This window comes from Kitasatospora sp. NPDC091276, from assembly GCF_040684355.1.
Taxonomy (GTDB): domain Bacteria; phylum Actinomycetota; class Actinomycetes; order Streptomycetales; family Streptomycetaceae; genus Kitasatospora.
Map to the genome: position 1 here is coordinate 1 of NZ_JBFBFU010000023.1, position 18,262 is coordinate 18,262.

General features: G+C 68.3%; 17 protein-coding genes, 1 tRNA gene, 1 other RNA gene and 1 pseudogene. 11 read left to right on the top strand and 9 right to left on the bottom strand.

Features of this window, described 5'->3' with window-relative positions:
- Positions 1-605: 605 nt before the first annotated feature.
- From AB0O19_RS26525 to AB0O19_RS26535, 3 genes are all read left to right on the top strand, one after another.
- Positions 606-1,376, top strand: a complete 771-nt coding sequence (locus tag AB0O19_RS26525) for a hypothetical protein (RefSeq protein WP_363622992.1) — start codon at positions 606-608, stop codon at positions 1,374-1,376.
- Between the two features lie 41 nt (positions 1,377-1,417).
- Positions 1,418-2,026 (top strand): hypothetical protein, encoded by a 609-nt coding sequence (locus AB0O19_RS26530; RefSeq protein WP_363622994.1) that lies wholly within the window; start codon positions 1,418-1,420, stop codon positions 2,024-2,026.
- Between the two features lie 71 nt (positions 2,027-2,097).
- Positions 2,098-3,834 carry a hypothetical protein gene (locus AB0O19_RS26535; protein ID WP_363622996.1) on the top strand — a complete coding sequence of 579 codons (1,737 nt, stop codon included), beginning with the start codon at positions 2,098-2,100 and terminating at the stop codon, positions 3,832-3,834.
- Positions 3,835-3,892: 58 nt separating this feature from the next.
- Here AB0O19_RS26535 and AB0O19_RS26540 read toward each other — a convergent pair whose 3' ends face one another.
- Both AB0O19_RS26540 and AB0O19_RS26545 read right to left on the bottom strand, forming a co-directional pair.
- Entirely contained in the window at positions 3,893-5,230 is a 1,338-nt protein-coding gene (locus AB0O19_RS26540; RefSeq protein ID WP_363622998.1) for a hypothetical protein, read from the bottom strand.
- Positions 5,231-5,240: 10 nt separating this feature from the next.
- Positions 5,241-5,837, bottom strand: a complete 597-nt coding sequence (locus AB0O19_RS26545) for a hypothetical protein (protein WP_363623000.1) — start codon at positions 5,835-5,837, stop codon at positions 5,241-5,243.
- A 193-nt stretch (positions 5,838-6,030) separates the two neighbouring features.
- Between AB0O19_RS26545 and AB0O19_RS26550 the strand changes: the two genes are divergently transcribed.
- A complete protein-coding gene (locus AB0O19_RS26550) occupies positions 6,031-6,894 on the top strand; it encodes a glycosyltransferase family 2 protein (RefSeq protein ID WP_363623002.1) in 864 nt (287 codons plus the stop codon).
- Here AB0O19_RS26550 and AB0O19_RS26555 read toward each other — a convergent pair.
- The 4 genes from AB0O19_RS26555 to AB0O19_RS26570 all read right to left on the bottom strand — a co-directional run bounded on the left by AB0O19_RS26555 (position 6,891) and on the right by AB0O19_RS26570 (position 8,549).
- Positions 6,891-7,898 (bottom strand): NAD-dependent epimerase/dehydratase family protein, encoded by a 1,008-nt coding sequence (locus tag AB0O19_RS26555; protein ID WP_363623004.1) that lies wholly within the window; start codon positions 7,896-7,898, stop codon positions 6,891-6,893. The genes AB0O19_RS26550 and AB0O19_RS26555 overlap by 4 nt on opposite strands.
- 68 nt (positions 7,899-7,966) lie before the next feature.
- A complete protein-coding gene (locus AB0O19_RS26560; protein WP_363623006.1) occupies positions 7,967-8,170 on the bottom strand; it encodes a hypothetical protein in 204 nt (67 codons plus the stop codon).
- Entirely contained in the window at positions 8,167-8,316 is a 150-nt protein-coding gene (locus tag AB0O19_RS26565; protein WP_363623008.1) for a hypothetical protein, read from the bottom strand. The genes AB0O19_RS26560 and AB0O19_RS26565 overlap by 4 nt, the downstream gene beginning before the upstream one ends.
- Positions 8,313-8,549 carry a hypothetical protein gene (locus AB0O19_RS26570; RefSeq protein ID WP_363623010.1) on the bottom strand — a complete coding sequence of 79 codons (237 nt, stop codon included), beginning with the start codon at positions 8,547-8,549 and terminating at the stop codon, positions 8,313-8,315. The genes AB0O19_RS26565 and AB0O19_RS26570 overlap by 4 nt, the downstream gene beginning before the upstream one ends.
- A 218-nt stretch (positions 8,550-8,767) precedes the next feature.
- Between AB0O19_RS26570 and AB0O19_RS26575 the strand changes: the two genes are divergently transcribed.
- Both AB0O19_RS26575 and AB0O19_RS26580 read left to right on the top strand, forming a co-directional pair.
- On the top strand, positions 8,768-10,150 hold the full coding sequence (locus tag AB0O19_RS26575; RefSeq protein ID WP_363623012.1) for a Tat pathway signal protein: 1,383 nt from the start codon (positions 8,768-8,770) through the stop codon (positions 10,148-10,150).
- Positions 10,151-10,163: 13 nt separating this feature from the next.
- Complete coding sequence (locus AB0O19_RS26580) at positions 10,164-10,655, top strand: TrmO family methyltransferase (RefSeq protein WP_363623013.1); 492 nt, start codon at positions 10,164-10,166, stop codon at positions 10,653-10,655.
- A 797-nt stretch (positions 10,656-11,452) separates the two neighbouring features.
- On the opposite strand, the gene AB0O19_RS26585 is transcribed toward AB0O19_RS26580, so the two are convergent.
- The 3 genes and pseudogenes from AB0O19_RS26585 to AB0O19_RS26595 form a co-directional block, all read right to left on the bottom strand.
- Positions 11,453-12,934: a DnaB-like helicase N-terminal domain-containing protein gene (locus AB0O19_RS26585; protein WP_363623015.1), complete on the bottom strand. Its 1,482-nt coding sequence runs from the start codon at positions 12,932-12,934 to the stop codon at positions 11,453-11,455.
- 31 nt (positions 12,935-12,965) lie between these two features.
- Positions 12,966-13,100 (bottom strand): annotated as a pseudogene (locus AB0O19_RS26590) (DUF4236 domain-containing protein); the annotation flags it as partial.
- A 329-nt stretch (positions 13,101-13,429) separates the two neighbouring features.
- Positions 13,430-13,517: transfer RNA gene (locus AB0O19_RS26595), tRNA-Ser, on the bottom strand.
- 110 nt (positions 13,518-13,627) lie between these two features.
- On the opposite strand from AB0O19_RS26595, the gene ffs reads away from it, so the two are divergent.
- The 5 genes from ffs (at position 13,628) to AB0O19_RS26620 (ending at position 17,977) form a co-directional block, all read left to right on the top strand.
- Positions 13,628-13,718, top strand: an RNA gene (ffs, locus tag AB0O19_RS26600) — signal recognition particle sRNA small type.
- A gap of 92 nt (positions 13,719-13,810) precedes the next feature.
- On the top strand, positions 13,811-15,994 hold the full coding sequence (locus AB0O19_RS26605) for a DNA polymerase III subunit gamma and tau (RefSeq protein WP_363623017.1): 2,184 nt from the start codon (positions 13,811-13,813) through the stop codon (positions 15,992-15,994).
- 121 nt (positions 15,995-16,115) lie between these two features.
- Positions 16,116-16,454 (top strand): YbaB/EbfC family nucleoid-associated protein, encoded by a 339-nt coding sequence (locus AB0O19_RS26610; protein ID WP_063348649.1) that lies wholly within the window; start codon positions 16,116-16,118, stop codon positions 16,452-16,454.
- 181 nt (positions 16,455-16,635) lie between these two features.
- A complete protein-coding gene (recR, locus tag AB0O19_RS26615) occupies positions 16,636-17,235 on the top strand; it encodes a recombination mediator RecR (RefSeq protein ID WP_350876365.1) in 600 nt (199 codons plus the stop codon).
- Positions 17,228-17,977, top strand: a complete 750-nt coding sequence (locus tag AB0O19_RS26620) for a DUF5063 domain-containing protein (protein WP_363623020.1) — start codon at positions 17,228-17,230, stop codon at positions 17,975-17,977. Before recR ends, AB0O19_RS26620 begins: the two co-directional genes overlap by 8 nt.
- Positions 17,978-18,262 lie beyond the last annotated feature (285 nt).

Sequence of the window (18,262 nt, forward strand, 5' to 3'; positions counted from 1 at the left end):
GCTCCCGCAACCCAGCAAGATCACTACGCCTAACGCCCACGGTCCTCGCAACTCCCACAGATCGCGGGTGTTGCGAGGACCGTTAGAACCTAAGGAAACGGTCCGGGCCTTCTGCCGGCGGAGGATACGAGATTCGAACTCGTGAGGGGTTGCCCCCAACGCGCTTTCCAACTGTTCGTCCGGGTTTCCGGGGGTGCCCGTGGGCGTCCTGAACTGCGGCGGAACGGTTCGCTCGCCAGACTTCGGACGTCGCCGGACGGGGGTGAATGCAACCAAAACTGCAACCAGAGCTGGCGGCGTTCTGGCTGGACAGAGCCCCCATGGCTGACTCCAGATGCTGGCCCAGGACGCAAATGGTGCTTGGCGCGGGCGGCGGGTGCGACGCGTCCCCATGTGTCCGCACCTGGGCGTAGGGTGCTTGCATCTTCCGCGTGAGCAGGGGGACCTGTTGGACAAACGTCTGACCGAGCAGCAGCGGCGGGAGCTGCTCGTCAAGTGGATAGCGCCCGCCACCGAGGCTGAAGCCGCTCGGCAGGAGCGGGCCGAGCCCATGGTGAAGGCGGCCATTGCTGCCCATGGGGCCTTCGCGAAGCTGGACATTACGTGTGGCGGCGAAGGGCTCTTACCGCAACAACACGAACGTCCAGGCCGACGCCGACGTGTACATCAAGGTCCAGCTCAACCGCCCGGTTCACGCGGACTTCCCGACGCTAGTCAACTGGTTCCGGCGCCAGGAGATCCTCGGCAAGGCCTACGACGGGCCATGGCGGGCCAGCAAGCTGCGTCAGGAGGTCTTCAACGCCCTGGACGGCTACTTCAGTGGGCCCATTGACGCGGACCATAACATCGCGTTCAACATCCCTGCGGTCGCCGGAAGCCGTCCCAGCATCGACGTCGTTCCATGTTTCCGTTACCTGCTCTACACCGACTTCAACTGCGAGCAGTTCCACGAGGGCAGCGTCGTCTATGCCAAGGACGGCACGGAGATCGTGAACTGGCCTGACCAGCAGCTGGAGAACGGCCGAGCAAAGAACACCCGCACCAGCCGGCGCTACAAGTTCGCTGTTCGCGTGCTCAAGTCGGTGGAGAACGAGCTGGCCGCGCAGAAGATCATTAAACTGCTGCCGTCCTACTTCTCTGAGTGCCTGATTTACAACGTCCCGGACGACATCCTCACCGCTGGCACCTTCGACGACGCCATACGGGAATCGCTCGTTCACCTCGACCGTCAGCTCGGTTGGTGGTTCGGAGACAGCGGGCGGGGCATGGTAGAGCCGAACGGGATCAAGAAAATCTTCGGACCGGGCCAGAAGTGGACGGTCGACGATGCCCAGGCACTGGTCAAGGGTGCCTGGACCTACCTCAACTATGGGTGAAGCCGATGAGCCCTGCCACTACCGTCCGAACGACGGCAACAGTGCTGACAACCGTCTACACCATCGCGCTTCCGCTTTTCGGCATCACTCCCACCGAGAATGTGAAGCACCTGTTCGTCTATCTTCCGTCGCTGCTCGGCTACGGCGTCCTCATCTTCGACAAGTGGGCCTGGCGTTGGCCGCTCATTCATCGCATCACCGGGCATCCGTGGATCGGCGGCACCTGGCGGGCGATCCTCACCACGGCCCCCGAGAGCCGCATTCCCGCCAGCGGGAATCGCGGTCCCATCACCACTTACTTGACTATTGAGCAGACCTACTGGACCCTGCACGCCACGCTGCGCACCGCAGAGAGCATGTCCCGCTCCACCAATGCGACCATCGTGAAGACCGATGGCTCGGGGATTGCCGAGGTGCGCTTCCTGTACGAGAACACGCCCCGTACCGAGCACCTGAGGCGCAGCCCCCGACATAAGGGAGCATGCCAGCTTTCGGTTACCGGACGCGCCCCACGGAGTATCGCCGGCAGCTACTTCACAAGCCGGTTCACCGCTGGCGACATGGACCTGAGCCTAATTGACCGCTCCACGAACTACGGAACCTTCGCCGAAGCCCAGATCGCCGACCAGGGCACCACGGCGCATACCTGACGTGGCGACCGCCGCCTCTGTGTGTTGTGGTAGAGCAGGTGCGAATCCTTTAATAGGAGTGTGGGCTAGAAATGAGTGGGCGCTTTATCAGCCAGTTCATATGGGGCTATCAGTCAAGTTTTCGAATCTCGGCCGAAGTTGCGGTGAAGTCGGCGCTCGAGGCTATTGGGTTTGCTGGCGACCCCAAGGTTATGTTGGTTGGATTTCAGGTTTCCGGCGAGCATGAGTTCGAAATCTGTATCGAGCCGGAAGATGGCCCGCACTCTCCAGCCGATTTGGGAGGCGTGCGTGAACGAGGGGCGGAGCTATATGCGAGCCACCCAGATCGCAGCATGATCTACAGCGATGCACGAGCTCATGATCTGCGCCATCAGGAGCTGCGTGACAGGATGCGAGCCATGGCGCTTGAAGAGGCGCTTGCGGCAATTCCTGACGGGGGCGTCAGGAGTATCTTTTCCGGTAGATCGGTCCGCGTCGGAGACTACGATGTGCACATTGTTGTCAGTGTCGACAGGGATGCCCTCGATCGCGTCCCGAAGATTTCCACGGAAGAGCGTGACAGGTTCTCCATTCAACGGTCTTTGGCGCACGCGGTCATCGATGAGGCAATCAGGCGTGCCACGCGCTCGTTGCATCTCCCGGATGCCGGTTCAGGATTGCTGGTCTTGGGGGCCAGCACCGATGAGATTATCCGCAGTGCGACTGAGGCTCTGCTCCGATCGGCTATGTACTGCGCGGGATTCTGGTTTGGCAGCGAAAACCATCTGCTAATGAGCAGTATTTCGGCCTTGCCGTATGAAGGGCGCTCTGGATCTGGCCGCCTCGTTATAGGAGAGCTAAGTCACCCTGTCATTGATGTCCTGCTCAGGTTTCGGCAGCCTGTGAAGATGCGCAACGTGCCAGCGGTGAGAAAGCTCTTGGAGGCGAGCGGCCCTGAAGCGGATTTGCTAACTGATGGAGAATCTGTTTACGGGCTCGGAGTAATAACTGCTGAGTATGATATCGCCAGCGAGACTGTATTCGTGGTGAGTGTGACCAATCGAGGCGTTTGGGAGCTGTCTCACGGGGGAGAAGTTCTCCTGACCGTCCGAGATGGGATTCCGCATTTGCCAACGAGTGTGCTGGATTGGGAATATTTCCGCGATCTGGTCGACCGACTATTCTCCGATGCTGACGTGACGATCCTTTCGGAGCTGGCTCAGGCTGCCGGAGAGCACCGCCATGGTGCCATGCTAGTCATCTCAGGAGATGCGGCCGGCGAGGCGGAGCGTCTGTCTCCTCAAGCTTGGTCTGTCGAACCCGTTGAGCTTTCACCTGAACTGCTGAATCAGCTCACCGACATGGATGGGGCGGTACTGATCGATCCGCGGGGCCGGTGTCATGCTGTTGGGGTAATTCTCGATGGCATAGCGCACGGGATAGGTGATCCGGCTCGCGGAAGTAGGTTTAATAATGCCATCAGATATCTTGACACGGATCCGCCTGCAACGATTGTTGTTGCCTATAGCGCGGACGGTGGGGTTGATATTCTTCCTAGACTTAACCCGCGCGTTGATAGGGCTATCGTGGGTAGTGCGGTAAGTCGGTACCTCGCTGCTTCGGCAGCGAGTCCAGTGGATACAGTGGCGGCGGGTCAGGCCTGGGAACTGGTCAGATCTCTTCGCTTTTACCTGTCGGCCAGTCAATGCGAGGCGCTCAATCAGGCGCGTGCTGCCGTCGATGCATGGGAAGAAAAGAATCTTTCTATTAGGATTATTAGGGAGGACGTGCATCCAGATCCGCGTATGAACGATAGCTACTGGATTTGATGCTGGTAGGCATCTTCGCTGGGTTCCGACACGCGGGGCGTCGCGGCCCGAAAGCTCGTTAGTCTGATGCGGCACACCGACTATGTCCAGCCGCCCTGCCTGCCTGGTCTCGCCGCATGGCGGTCATGGACAGCTCAGCAAGGCGGGGGAGGAAGGCCACTTCGAGCTGCTCCACAGGATGCAGGAGGTTGCGCTCGCAGGTTTCGGTGGTCCAGACCGTGCAACGGGACCTCGGGTAGGCGGGGTTGACCCCGACTTCTCCCTTGGGGATCGTTCCATTGAACGGGGTGGGGATGCCCTCGGTGTTCCAGTACGCCCACGCTTCCAGGGCCTTGGCCTGCTCGAAGGCGAGGTAGAGCTGCGGATAGCGATCGACAATCCGCATCTCCCGGAAAACGAGCTGCCCCAGCAAGCCAGGTGCGGCCACGGCGAGCACGTCGAAGTCCGAGCTACGGAAGGTGAAGGACGCTGCGTCCTGGCCAGGGGCGAGCGCGACGGTGGCGAACAGGTGCGACAGGCGACGCCTGGTGTACGGGGCCACCTTGGATTTCAGCCTGGCCTCGATCTGTCCGACGAGCTGGAGGAGGCGTTCGTGTCCCGGGTTGAAGCGGGACAGGTCGAAGAGCTGGTCCATGCCCTGGACTGCGGAGAAGGCCAGCCGCTTGTAGAGGCGGTTGTTCATCTCTCCGAGCTGGGCGTACGCCTTGGTCTCGGGGGTCGTGGAGTGGAGCATCAGGTACTCGGAGAGCACCTCGAAGTAGAGGTAGCCGAGGAACGGGACGGCTGGCACTGTGGCGGCGAGCTGGTCGATGAACTCGGCGTCCGGTGTCGGCTTCCCGGCGGCGTTGGCGAGGAGGGTGTCGAGGAAGGGCGCCGCTGCACGGAGCCGGTCCAGCACTGCTCGGCGGAGCTGGGCGTCCTCGGCCTCGGTGAGGAAGCTGCGGTGGGTGAGGTAGGTGCGCAGGTGGATGGCGCCGAGGCGGAGGTAGTCGATGCCCTTGGGCGGCACGGGGGCGTCGGGGGTGATTTCGAAGACCAGGGTGCGGGTGTGCTTCTTGGTCTCCAGCAGGTAGGTGCCCAGGTTGTGGGGGCGCAGGCCGGCGGGCTCAGGGGTGAGGGGCGCGCAGTAGAGGGCCGCGACCAGGCAGCCGGTGGAGGCGTAGAGGTGTCCGCTGGTGCGGATCGCGTTCAGGGCCACGGTGGTGTGCATCAGGTGGATGGGGCGTCCGGAGGCCAGCGTCTTGGTCATGGCGTTGCCGCTGAGCAGCCAGCCGTTGGGTGTCTCGTGTGCGAGGTGGTGGCGCCAGTCGGCTTCGGTCTCGGCGAGGCCGGAGGGGCCGGGCCGTGTGGCGCTGCTGGTGTGGTCGGTGTGGGCGTTGTCCCACTCGCTGTGCATGGATGGCCTCCTACTGCCGGGCGTTGAGGAGCTGGCTGGCGTGGATGAGTGCCCCGTGGTTGGTTGCGCCGTTGAGCCGGGCCCGTTCGCTTCGGACGACGAGGTCGAAGGCGACGGGGTGGAGCCATGCGGGGATGACGATGCGCAGGTGGGAGGGGTCGGGCCACCAGCGGGTGAGGGGAAGCCGGTAGCGGTCCAGGCAGTCGGCTGCCTTGAGCAGGTCGGTCAGGTGGGGCGCCCGCTGGTAGGCGAGGTTCTGCTGCGGTGTGAAGCCGGCGTACGGGACGTCGTGGAGGCCGATCGCGGCGGCTGCCTGCGTGGAGAGGGCAGGAGGTAGTTCCCGGCCGAGCATGGTGGTCACGGCGTGTTGGTTGCGGGTGAACCAGAGTGCTGCCCGTCGGCCGTGCCCGGGATCGTCGCGGTCATCGCGCCGCTGGCAGTCGTGGACCGCTGCGGCGGCGCACAGGGCGGCGGTGTGATCGCGGTCGAGTTCGTACTCCTGGGCGAGCAGACCAGCGAGCAGGGAGACACGGGCGTTGTGGCGGATGCCGTGGATGGAGTCGACGAGCTGGGGCTGCGCGAACCAGGTGACGGCTGGTACCAGCATGAGCGGCGGATGTGGCAGGGTGGGCGGCGCGGCTGAGGCTTGGGGCCGGTTTCTGGCGATCCAGGCGAGTGTGTCCTGGTCCATGACCTGATGGGCTGGAAGGCTCAGGTTCTCGGCGAGTTCTCTGAGCGATGCGGTGCTGTGATCCGGCGTTCGCGAGGTCATCTCTGGTTCCTCGAAGGGAAGAGGTTCGGTGGGCGTCAAGCTGGGTGTGGCGATCCTGACCATGGGCACGCGGCCGAAGGAGCTGGCCGAGCTGCTGGCCTCGCTGGAGATGCAGACGGTTAAGGCCGCGAAGGTCGTGGTGGTCGGCAACGGGTGCGGGCTGCCAGAGCTGCCGTCGTGGGCGGACGGTGTGGAGCTGGCGGAGAACCTCGGGGTGACCGGCGGCCGGAACGCCGCCCTGGACCACCTGCGGGACGTGGACGTGGTGATTGACCTGGACGACGACGGCCTGCTGGTCGCTGACGACGTCCTCGTCCGGATCGCCACCCTGTATGAAGGCGACCCCGGGCTGGGGATCGTCGGTTTCCGGATCGCGGACGAGACCGGCGTCACCCAGCGGCGCCACGTCCCCCGTCTGCGAGCCGGCGACCCGATGCGCGGTGGTGAGGTGACCGGCTTCCTCGGCGGCGGCCACGCGCTGTCCTCGAAGATGCTGGAGCAGGTCGGGGACTGGCCGGACGCCTTCTTCTTCGCGCACGAGGAGACCGACATGGCCTGGCGGGCGCTGGACGCCGGGTGGCGGGTGCTGTACGTCCCTGAGCTGCTGCTCCAGCACCCGCGCACCAGCCCGACCCGGCACTCCTTCTTCTACCGGGTGAACGCCCGAAACCGGGTGTACCTGGCGCGCCGGCACCTGCCCGCTCTGCTGGTGCCGGTCTACCTCGGGGTGTGGGTGGCGCTCACCGTCGCCCGGACCCGGGATATGGCCGGGCTGAAGGCGTGGTTCGCGGGCTTCACTGAGGGCTGGCGCACGCCGTGCGGCCGGCGCAAGCCGATGCGCTGGCGCACGGTGTGGACCATGACTCGGCTGGGTCGGCCGCCGATCATCTAGGCCGCTGCCGCCTGGCGCATCCAGTCAGGGATGGCGTCGGGGGTGGCCTTCAGCCAGGCCACGTAGCGGGCGACTCCCTCCGCCACCGTGATGGCCGGCCTCCAACCCAGCAGGTCCTCCATCCGCTGGATGGAGGCGTATCCGCCCTCGGGGTCGCCGGGCGGCATGGGCGTCTCGACCAGCGGCACGTCTGGGAAATGGTTGCGCACGAGTTCGGCGACCTGCCGGATCGAAGTACCAGTTCCGGTGCCGATGTTGACGGTCTCGTTGTGTGCGCGGGGTGCGACCAGCGAGCGCAGCGTGCCGGTGGCGATGTCGTCGACGTGGACCATGTCGCGGATTTGGCGGCCGCCGCCGTTGAGGTGCAGCGGCAGGCCGAGTGCGGCCCGCATGGCGAACCAGGCGACCACCCAGGAGTGGCTCCGCTCCTTGACGACCTGCGGCTCGCCGTAGACCGAGAAGTACCGCACCACGGCGTAGGAGATGCCGGCGCCGCCGAGCACGGCGGCGGTCTGGTGCTCGCCCCATGCCTTGCTGTTGCCGTACACCGACACTGGCTGGACCGCCGCGTTCTCCACGAACTGCGGGTTGCCGTTGCCGTAGACGCTGGCGGAGGAGACGAACACCATCCTGCGCACCCGGTCCGAGGCGGCGACGGCGTCCAGGACGCGTTGGGTGCCGGTGATGTTGGTGTCGATGGCGTCCAGCGGTCGGCGGGTGCAGGCTGCCACGTCGGCCAGGGCGGCGGCGTGGATCACGTAGTCGCAGCCGGAGATCACCTTGCGCATCAGGTCCGGCTCGGCGATGTCGCCGACGATGAAGTCCGGGGCGGAGGCGTCGATGCCGAACCGTTCGCGGTACACCTCGCGTGGGTAGGCGTCGAGCTTGCACACCGAGATGGGTCGGGCGTCGAGCTGGCGGAGCTGAGACGTGATGCGGCTGCCGATGAGGCCGCCGGCTCCGGTGACCAGCACGGTCTTTCGTGAGAGCTGTTCGAGGGACAAGAGGTTCTTCCTCTCACACACGGGATTGGTGGGGCCGTAGGGCGTGTAGCCCGCCAGCGATGGTCGGGTCAGCTGTCGCGGTGCTGAGGGCAGCGGCAGGCGGGCCAAGTGGCCGAGGGGTGGTACGCGTAGGCGCCGGGCTCCGATTCCACTGTGATGACGCCGGAGTCGTCGTACCGAGTGCCGTCCTTCGCGATCTTGAACGTGCGGATGTACAGGCCCTGGTGGCGCTCCTCGGGGAGCTTGAAGTCCGCGGAGTTCTCGGTGCTCACGCCGCCGACTCCCGGTGGCGCTTGCGGCGGCGACGACCGGCAGCGAGCTGACGCAGGACCAGGGCACGTCGGCGGGCGCGTTCCCAGTTCGGGACGAAGATGACGGTCCGGTCGCCGGCCTGGATGTGGATCTCGGCGCTGCTCACGCGGCGCTCCCGAAGCGGATGCTCCTGGTCACGTCGCAGGGCCATGGGCTCTCGCACCGGACGCACAGCCCGTCCTTGCTGCGGTGCTTGTCCAGCAGCATGCGATTGCTGGTCGCGGTGGCGCCCTCCCGCGTCGGACTCGTGGACCGGTGCGGGATCGGCCGGTTGGGGTCGACCAGGGTGGAGGCGATGTTGAGGCTCCACGGGTGCGGTGTGCGGTCGACAGTCGTCATCAGCGTCTCCGGGGTCGCGAGTTGGCGGGGCGGCTCTCGATGTCGGATGCATGGCTGGAGCCCCCGCAGGCCGCCCCTCCGCAGGGGGCCAGGACCCGAATCGGCTCCACCCTGCGGAGCGGCATGCAATTAGTGAACCGCCTAATCGCTACTGGGAGTACGGTGTTGGGCACGCTATGCGGTTTAAGCGGTTTAACGGCCCGTCAGGGAGGTGCGCTTTGGCGCCGACGAGGGAACCGAACGAGCGGCTACGGAAGGTCATCGACGAGACGAAACTCTCCGGCGATGCGATCGCGCGCCTGGTCAGGCGGGTGGCGGCTGAGCATGACGAGCTCTTGGAGACCAACAAGTCGAGCATCACGCACTGGAAGAACGGCGGTCAGCCGGCCGGGAACGTCGGTGCCTTCCTGGCCGAGGCGTTAGGCCGCGCGCTCGGCGGACGGGTCGTGACGCTGGAGCAGATCGGCCTGATCGCACCCGCGCCCCAAAAACCCGACTGGGACGCGGATACGCTGAGCGCGCTGGCCGAACTCGGGAGAACCGACGTGGACGTGGAACGCAGGCGGGCCCTGGGGGTGGCGGTCTACTCGGTGGCCGCGCTCTCCCTGCCCGGCGAAGACTGGTGGCAGCGCATGGCCGAGCGGGGCAGTGCGCGCAGCGCTGCGGCAACTCGGCGGGTCGGCCCTGGCGACCTCGCAGCCGTCCGCGACATGACCACGCTGTTCTCCCAAGTGGACCAGCGGCGAGGCGGTGGTCACGCCTGGACGTCCGTGGTGCAGTACCTGGCGACCGACGTCACCGCCTACCTGCGCGGGAAGTTCACCGACGAGCGTGTTCGCCGTGATCTCTTCTCCGCAGCCAGCGAACTCGCCTACCTGGCGGGTTGGATGGCGTTCGACGGTGGCCAGCACGCAACAGCGCAGCGGTACTTCGCCGAAGCTGTGAAGCTCGCGGCCGAGGCCGGCGATCCGCCGATGGCCGCCCACGTGCTGCGGGCCATGGCGCACCAGGCCATCGATCTCGGACACCAGCAGCAGGCTCTCAATCTTGCTGCCGCCTCCGTCGACGGCGACCGGTACGCGCTCGCCACCCCACGGGAGCGGGCTCTCCTCGGCGTCGTCCACGCCCGGAGCCTGGCCGCCGCCGGCCGCAAGAACGCCGCCGCCAAGGCGCTGCTGCGCGCCGAGGACGACCTGTCCGCCGCGAGCGACGACATCGCCGAGCCGGACCGGGTGTTCTTCTTCGGTGAGGCCAGCCTCGCCCACGAAACCGCATGCGCCCTGCGCGACATAGGAGACCTCGACGGCTCGGTGCGCGAGTTCCACCACAGCGTCCGCACCCGCAAAGCAACGAAGTTCACCCGCACCCACGCGGTGACGCTGGGATACCTCGGCTCCGTGTACGCGCAGATGAACAACGTCGACCGGGCCTGTGCCACCTGGTCGCAGGCGCTCGACGCCATGGACGGCGTACGGTCCGGCCGCACCCGCCAGGCCGCCGCCGACATGCGCGCTCTGCTCTCCCCTTACCGGCGGCGCGGTAGCGCGGCGATCACGGAGATCGACGCACGCGCTGCCGCGTACCTGACCGAAACAGCCTGATGAGGAGTCACTGATGGCAGACCGTGAGACGTTCGAGGTCGAGGCCCTCGGCCACGTGGTCGGCGGGCGGATCGAACCGACAGACGACTTCTGGGGCGGCACCCGGGCGATCATCCGGCTGGACGGATCCCGCTTCACTGCCGATGCGACCAAGGGGCTTGAGGACTTCTCGCACCTGGAGATCGTCTTCCGTTTCCACCTCACCGACCCGACCGACCTGAACCTCGGCGCCCGCTGGCCTCGGGACAACCCGGAGTGGCCGGAGGTCGGGATCTTTGGGCACCGCAACATGCGGCGCCTGAACTGGCTCGGGGTCTCCCGCTGCCGCCTGCTCAAGGTCGATGGCCTGGACCTTCACGTCGAAGACCTCGACGCCGTCGATGGCACGCCGGTCCTGGACGTGAAGCCGTGGTTCGGTGAGATGGGACCTCGCGGAGAGCAACGCCAGGCTGAATGGACGACTGTCATGCTCCGCGACTACTTCGCGCCCGCAGCCCATGACTGACGGCGGACCGTGACTGTCCGATCGCGAGCATCGGTGGCTCCGCCTCCCCGCTGCCACCGGTTCCGGACTTGCTCTCGCACCCCTGGGCGAGGGCAAGTGCGGCGGCGGGCCATAGGACCGTCCAATGCGACAACTTGCTCCGCCAGGAGCGGGGCCGGGGTAAGGAGTCCGTACCCCACAACTTGCTCCGTCCTGGACGGCGCCGGGATAAGCAGTGCTTACCCCACAACTTGCTCCGGCTTCCGGTGGTCTGCTCAGGATTCGGATCACGGTGATCTCGTGTTGCTGGGTCTGCCTGGTTACAGCGGGCGGCGGCTTGAAGTCTCCTCGAAGGCGGGTCGTTCACGGTGGGGCGTACACGCGAGCCCCCCTTCTAAAGGGGGGCTCGCGCGTGAACGCTGGGTAGCGTGGACGGCATGTACGCCTCCGTGATCGCTCTACCTGCGGTTTCTTCGCTCGGCATGGACGATGTGAACGGCTTCCACCGGCCCCTTCGCGGGAGGGGTGCGTGTACGGCCCCGTGAACGATCCGCGCCTGGTTGTCGGTGCCCGGTGGGGTAGGTGATCCGCTCACTGACCGGCCGCCCGGTGGCCCTGGTGGGTGCCGTCCGTTGGTCGTCCGACGGGCCGGTCAGCAGGTCGGCGGGCTGTTGGCCTGCGCGGCACTCCGGTCAGTCCGGCCGGTCGGAGTGACCGGCTGACCGGAGCCTCGGTCCCTGCGGTCGGTCAGTACGACGGACTGACCGGGGGCGCGGTCACAGCGTTGCCCCCAGCCACTCCGGTCACCGTGGCGGCGGTCACGAGACCGCGGTGATGTGCCGGGCGGAGGGGCGGTAGCGGGCCTGCTGGCCGCCTCCGGCGCCTCCGGCGGTGCCTTCGGTCTTGACCGCGAGCCCGGTCTTGACCAGGCGGTCGAGGTGGCGGCGGGCCTTCTCGATGTCGGCGCGGTCGGGGTTGGCCTCGCCGGTCAGGGCGGCCGCGAGGTCGCGGGTGGTCAGGCCGTCCTGGGCGGCGCGCAGGATGGTGACCGGGTCGAGGGTGGACCCGACGTAGGTGGTGCCACGCTGGTGGTCGCGGACGACCGGCAGGGGGCCGATCTCGCCGGTCACGGTCTTGAGGTGGTGGATGGTGACCGCCGGGTCGCCGGCCTCTCCGGCGATGAACAGGACGCTGCCCGCTCCGGCGGTCAGCCACGTCGAGCCGTACACCCGGTCCAGGGTCGGTCGCATTCCTCGTGGCGCGTCGGCGGCGGCCTTGCGCTGGTGGTGGAGCTCCATGATCTGAACGCCTGCGCGCAGGGCGCGCATGCGGGCGTTGTTGAAGGCGACGGCCAGGAAGTCGTCCACGAGGGTGATGACCGCGTCCTTGAGGCTGTCGATGACGATGGTGTCGGTGCGGTGGGCGGCGGCGAGTTCGGCGAGGAGGTCGGGTTCCTTGTCGAGGGTGGCGGGGAGCGGTCCTTGCCACACGGCGAGCCGGTCTCGCAGGTGGGCCTCGTCGGCGGGGGTGATGCGGCGGGTCATGGCGCGGGCGATCTGCTGGGGGCGGTCCATGGCGAGGTAGAGGACGCGTTCTCCCTGGGCGACGGGCAGGTCGAGAACGGAGGCTTCCAGGCCGAGGCGGGCGAGGACGACCTGGTGGGCGATGGTCGTCTTGCCGACGCCGGGTGCGCCGACGATCATCAGGCTTTCGCCGGAGGCCCAGGCGGTCTGTTCGCGGGTGCCCCACAGGGGTTCCTTGTCCGCGCCGGTCTTGGTGACGAAGTCCCAGCCGTTGACGATGTAGCGGGACAGGCGGCTGCTGCCGGAGGCCAGGGCGCGTTCACGCTCGGCACGGATCTCCGTCTCGATGGCCGTGCGGATCTCGTCCGGGTCGGCACCTGGAGTCAGCGCGTGGTGGACGGTGCGGAGACCGGTCGCATGCAGGGTCCGCAGCTGGGCGTCGCGGCGCACGATCTGCGCGTAGTAGTCGGCGCTGTCTGTCGAGGGCGGCGCGACGGCGACCAGCGTGTGAAGGTAGGCCGCACCTCCGACGCGGGAGAGATCTCCTTTACCTCGCAGGTGGTCTGTGAGGGCGATGGGGTCGGTTGGGGCGTCCTCGACGCGAAGGGCGAGGATTGCCCGCCAGATGGTCTCGTGGGCGGGCCGGTAGAAGTCACCCGCGTCCAACGTCCCCCGGACCTGATCCACCGCTTGGTGCTTGAGCATGCACGCGCCGAGGACCGCCTGCTCGGCGTCGATGTTGTGCGGCGGCTCCCCGGAGGTGGTGTCGACGTGCACGGGGCGGGGGTCCGACGCGCGGTGCTCCCGTCGCCCGAACGTAGTTACCTCGCGGCCCGGTCCCGACGCGGAACCCGGGAACGCCCACGGACACACCGATGCCGGACTGGGAAAGGTTGAAACGGAAGGGGCCGGCTCTGAGGCTACTGCGGAGGTAAAGACCCATGCGCGGAGACTGCCAGGCGGAGATGCCGCCGGGCGTGCCGTTTATCCAATCGTTCTCCACTGACCGAGACGTCCGCAGTCACAGCCGTCCCAGCTCCCACCCACCCAGACACCCCTAGCCGCCAGAGCTCCAGCAGCCGCATCGAGTGTCATCACACGTCCCATCGCCATGGCCATCGACCCATTGGGTACCCGCGAGGTCACAGTTGCCCTAACGAGTCACGACCGGACATCGGTCGAGAACCAGGAACGCAACCAAAACTGCAACCACGCAACGACGAAGGCCCCGACCGCTGTGCGGTCGGGGCCTTCGTTATGGCTGGTCAGCCATGGCGGAGGATACGAGATTCGAACTCGTGAGGGGTTGCCCCCAACACGCTTTCCAAGCGTGCGCCCTAGGCCTCTAGGCGAATCCTCCGTGGGAGAGCTTAGTACATGTTCGGGGGTGGTCGCGACCAGCGATCCCGTAGGCGGGAGGGTGGGGTTGCCTGTGGATCGTCGGGGCTCGGATCCGGTAGTGTGGGGGTCAGCCCCTCGTGTGGCGTTATCTCTCTGAACCCCCCCAGGGCCGGAAGGCAGCAAGGGTAAGAGGGCTCTGGCGGGTGCACGGGGGGTCTTTGCGTTCCCGGGCGGTCGCCGGGGGGACGGTGGGGGACGGCGGCGAGGCGAGGGGCGACGCGTTTGTCGGCGCGTCCCGATATCGTCGGGGGTGTGTCCCTAGCCCTGTACCGCCGCTACCGCCCCGAGACCTTCGCGGAGGTCATCGGGCAGGAGCACGTGACCGCTCCGCTCCAGCAGGCCCTGCGTAACAACAGGGTCAACCACGCGTACCTGTTCAGCGGGCCGCGCGGCTGCGGGAAGACGACGAGTGCGCGCATCCTGGCCCGCTGTCTGAACTGTGAACAGGGGCCGACGCCGACGCCCTGCGGGGAGTGCCAGTCCTGTCGCGACCTCGCGACCGGCGGGCCCGGCTCGATCGACGTGATCGAGATCGACGCGGCCTCGCACGGTGGTGTGGACGACGCGCGCGAGCTGCGGGAGCGGGCGTTCTTCGCGCCGGTCCACAGCCGCTACAAGATCTTCATCCTGGACGAGGCGCACATGGTGACCTCGGCCGGGTTCAACGCGCTGCTCAAGGTGGTCGAGGAGCCTCCGGAGCACCTCAAGTTCATCTTCGCGACCACGGAGCCGGAGAAGGTGATCGGGACGATCCGGTCCCGGACGCACCACTACCCGTTCCGGCTGGTCCCGCCGGGCACGCTGCGCGACTACCTGGCGGAGGTCTGCGGCCGGGAGGGCATCCAGGTCGAGGACTCGGTGTTCCCGCTGGTGGTCCGGGCCGGGGCCGGGTCGGTGCGTGACTCGATGTCGGTCATGGACCAGTTGCTGGCCGGCGCCGCCGAGGGCGGCGTGACGTACCAGATGGCGACCTCGCTGCTCGGGTACACCGACTCGGCACTGCTGGACGAGGTGGTGGACGCCTTCGCCGCGCACGACGGGGCGACGGTGTTCCAGGTGATCGACCGGGTGGTCGAGGGCGGGCACGACCCGCGCCGTTTCGTCGCCGACCTGCTGGAGCGGCTGCGCGACCTGGTGATCCTGGCCACCGTGCCGGAGGCGGGGGAGAAGGGGCTGATCGACGCCCCGGCGGACCGGGTCGCGATCATGCAGGCGCAGGCGGACGCGTTCGGCTCGGCGGAGCTGAGCCGGGCGGCGGACATCGTCAACACCGGGCTGACCGAGATGCGCGGCAACGCGGCGCCGAGGTTGCAGCTGGAGCTGATCTGCGCCCGGGTGATGCTGCCGGGCGCGTACAGCGACGAGCTGTCGTTGCAGGCGCGGCTGGACAAGCTGGAGCGCCGGGCGGCGGCCGGCGGGTTCGCCGCGCCGATGGCGGTGGGGGTGCCGGTGGCGGCGCCCATGGCCGCGCCCGTTCCGGCGCCGGCGCCGGTGGCGGAGGCCGCCCCGGTGCAGGCCGCGCCGGTTGCGACGGCCCCTGCGGCGGCTCCGGTACCGATTGCGCCAGTCGCACCGGCAGCACCGGCAGCCCCCGCGGCGCCCGCCGGGCCCGCGCCGGGTGCCTGGCCGATCCCGCGCAGCTTCCCGCCGGCGGGCGGGGCCCCGGCCGCGGCCCCCTCGCCGCAGCCGCCGGCCCAGGCCGCCGAGGCCCCGGTGTCCGCCCCCGCCCCCGCCCCTGCCCCCGCGGCGCCCGCGCCCGCCCCGGCCGGGCAGCCCGCCGAGCCGGCGTCGGCCGCCGCGCAACAGGGCGCGGCGCAGGTCCGGCAGCTGTGGCCGCAGATTCTGGAGGCGGTGAAGAACCGCCGCCGCTTCACCTGGATCCTGCTCAGCCAGAACGGCCAGGTGGCCGGGTTCGACGGCAGCGTGCTCCAGGTGTCCTTCATCAACGCGGGCGCCCGGGACAGCTTCGTCGGCAGCAACAGCGATGACGTGCTGCGCCAGGCGCTGACCGACGCGCTGGGTGTGGACTGGCGGATCGAGTGCATCGTCGACCCGTCCGGGGGCGGTTCCCTCGGCGGCGGTACGGCCATCGGCGGCGGTGGCCTGGGCGGTGCCGCCCCGAGCGGTGGCGGCTGGGGGGCCCCGGCCCGTCCGGCGGCCGCCGCGCCGCCGGTGCCGGCTCCGGCTCCGGTGCCCGCGCCGGTCCGGTCGCAGCCGTCCCCGCAGGTGCAGGCCGCCCCGGCGCCCGCGCCGGTCCAGGCCCCGCCGCCGGTGGCCGCGCCGCCGGCCCGTCCGGTGCGCGCGGTGGCGCCGGAGGACGACATCCCGGAGGAGGACGACCCGGACCTCAACGAGGAGGCGTTCTCCGGTCAGGAGCTGATCATCCGGGAGCTGGGCGCGACGGTTCTGGAGGAGATCCACCACCGCGGCAACTGAGCGACGGCCCGCCCCGGCAGCACGTAGGCTCGGCCGTGACGACGCGAGCGGGACTGCAAGCGGACGTGACCGCAGGCAGGACGGCGACGCAGGACAGCAAGCACGAAGCGAGGAGTGAGCCGTGTTCCCCGGTGGTGGCCAGCCCAACATGCAGCAGCTGCTGAAGCAGGCGCAGAAGATGCAGCAGGATCTCGCGCAGGCGCAGCAGGAGCTGGCGGAGACGAAGGTGAGCGGTTCGGCGGGCGGTGGCCTGGTCGAGGCCACGGTGACCGGTGCCGGTGAGCTGGTGGCGCTGACCATCGCCCCGGCGGCCGTCGACCCGGAGGACACCGAGACCCTGGCCGACCTGGTCCTGGCGGCCGTGCGGGACGCCAACCAGTCGGCGCAGAAGATGCAGGCCGAGCGCATGGGCCCGCTGACCCAGGGCCTGGGCGGGGGCATCCCCGGTCTGCCGTTCTGACCTGGGGGAGCTCCCGGACGGGGGCTCCGAGCAGGCAGGTCTGAGGTCCTGAAGTTCTGAAGTTCAGACAACGGACCCATGTGATTTATGTGGGAGTCGGGCGTCGGGCGGTGTGTCCGGCGCCCGATTCGTTGGATGATGGCACCGGAGCACCACCGACCATCCGAGGGAAGGCGCGACGTTGTACGAGGGCGTGGTTCAGGACCTGATCGACGAACTGGGCAGGCTGCCCGGCGTCGGGCCCAAGAGCGCCCAGCGGATCGCCTTCCACATCCTGCAGTCCGACCCGACCGACGTGCGCCGCCTCGCGCACGCGCTGCTGGAGGTCAAGGACAAGGTCCGGTTCTGCGCGGTCTGCGGCAACGTCGCGGAGGCCGAACAGTGCCGGGTCTGCCTGGACCCGCGCCGCGACCTCGGCGTCATCTGCGTGGTCGAGGAGTCCAAGGACGTCGTCGCCATCGAGCGCACCCGCGAGTTCCGCGGCCGCTACCACGTGCTGGGCGGCGCGATCAGCCCCATCGAGGGCGTCGGCCCGGACGACCTGCGGATCCGCGAGCTGCTGGCGCGCCTCGCGGACGGCACGGTCACCGAGCTGATCCTGGCCACCGACCCCAACCTGGAGGGGGAGGCGACCGCCACCTATCTGGCCCGGCTCTGCAAGCCGATGGGCCTGAAGGTGACCCGGCTGGCGAGCGGCCTGCCCGTCGGCGGGGATCTGGAGTACGCGGACGAGGTCACCCTCGGTCGCGCCTTCGAAGGGAGACGACTTCTCGATGTCTGACCGGACGCTCGACCAGCAGCCCCACACGCCCCACCAGCCGTCCCACGGGCAGGCCCACCAGCCGGCCCCCGGACAGCCGCACGGGGAGCCGCAGAGCCACACCCCGCACATCCACGCGCACGGTTCGGAGCCGGACGACTTCGCCGTGCAGATCGCCGACTCGGTGGAGAGCTTCGTGCTCGCCGTCACCGAGGTCGCCAAGGGCGACGAGCCGGGCAGCGCGGTCTCGCTGCTGCTCCTGGAGGTCTCGCAACTGCTGCTGGCCGGTGGCCGGCTGGGCGCCATCGAGGACGTCGTCCCGGAGGACCGCTTCGAGCCCGACGCGGGGCCGGAGCCGGACGGCGAGCAGCTGCGCGAGCGACTGGCCGAGCTGCTCGCGCCGATCGACGTCTACCACGAGGTCTTCGACCCGTACGGCCCGCCGGAGAAGCCGAACGCCTTCCGGATCTCGGACGACCTGGCCGGCGTGGTCGGCGAGCTGCAGCACGGGCTGACCCACTACCGCGAGGGCCGGGTCAGCGAGGCGCTGTGGTGGTGGCAGTTCTCGTACCTCTCCAACTGGGGCACGACCTGCACGGCGGTGCTGCGGGCGCTGCAGTCGCTGATCGCGCACGTCCGGCTGGACAGTCCGATCGGTGCGGTGCCGGACGGCGCCGACACCGACGACGACGGGCTCACCGACGAGCAGCTGGAGCAGCAGGCCGGCGACCTGATGGCGGCGGAGCTGGGCCTCGGGCGGTAGCGCCGCCCTCCGCTGCCCGTGCCATTCCGGCACGTCCGCGCGATTCCGGCACGCCCGAACGTCGCCCCCGGCGCGCGCCGGTTTTCGGTGCGCCCCCGGCGGTCGTCGGCCCGGCATCTGCCGGGCATCGGCCGGTCGTCGGCTGATTGTGACGAATGCCTCAGCATTCCGCGCGGAAAAGAAATCCCGCCGGATCACCGTCCGTTGATCCGCCGATTCTTCGGGGCGGTGGCGAATTGCCCGCAGACCTGCCGGTGGTGCCGCCCGTTTCGCCGACCACCTGCT

Excerpts from the sequence above, each read along its gene's own strand:
- AB0O19_RS26545 (WP_363623000.1), bottom strand. The coding sequence starts at position 5,837 with ATGCTGGTACCAGCCGTCACCTGGTTCGCGCAGCCCCAGCTCGTCGAC.
- AB0O19_RS26620 (WP_363623020.1), top strand. The coding sequence starts at position 17,228 with ATGTCTGACCGGACGCTCGACCAGCAGCCCCACACGCCCCACCAGCCG.
- AB0O19_RS26580 (WP_363623013.1), top strand. The coding sequence starts at position 10,164 with ATGGCAGACCGTGAGACGTTCGAGGTCGAGGCCCTCGGCCACGTGGTC.
- AB0O19_RS26570 (WP_363623010.1), bottom strand. The coding sequence starts at position 8,549 with ATGACGACTGTCGACCGCACACCGCACCCGTGGAGCCTCAACATCGCC.
- AB0O19_RS26535 (WP_363622996.1), top strand. The coding sequence starts at position 2,098 with ATGAGTGGGCGCTTTATCAGCCAGTTCATATGGGGCTATCAGTCAAGT.
- AB0O19_RS26540 (WP_363622998.1), bottom strand. The coding sequence starts at position 5,230 with ATGCACAGCGAGTGGGACAACGCCCACACCGACCACACCAGCAGCGCC.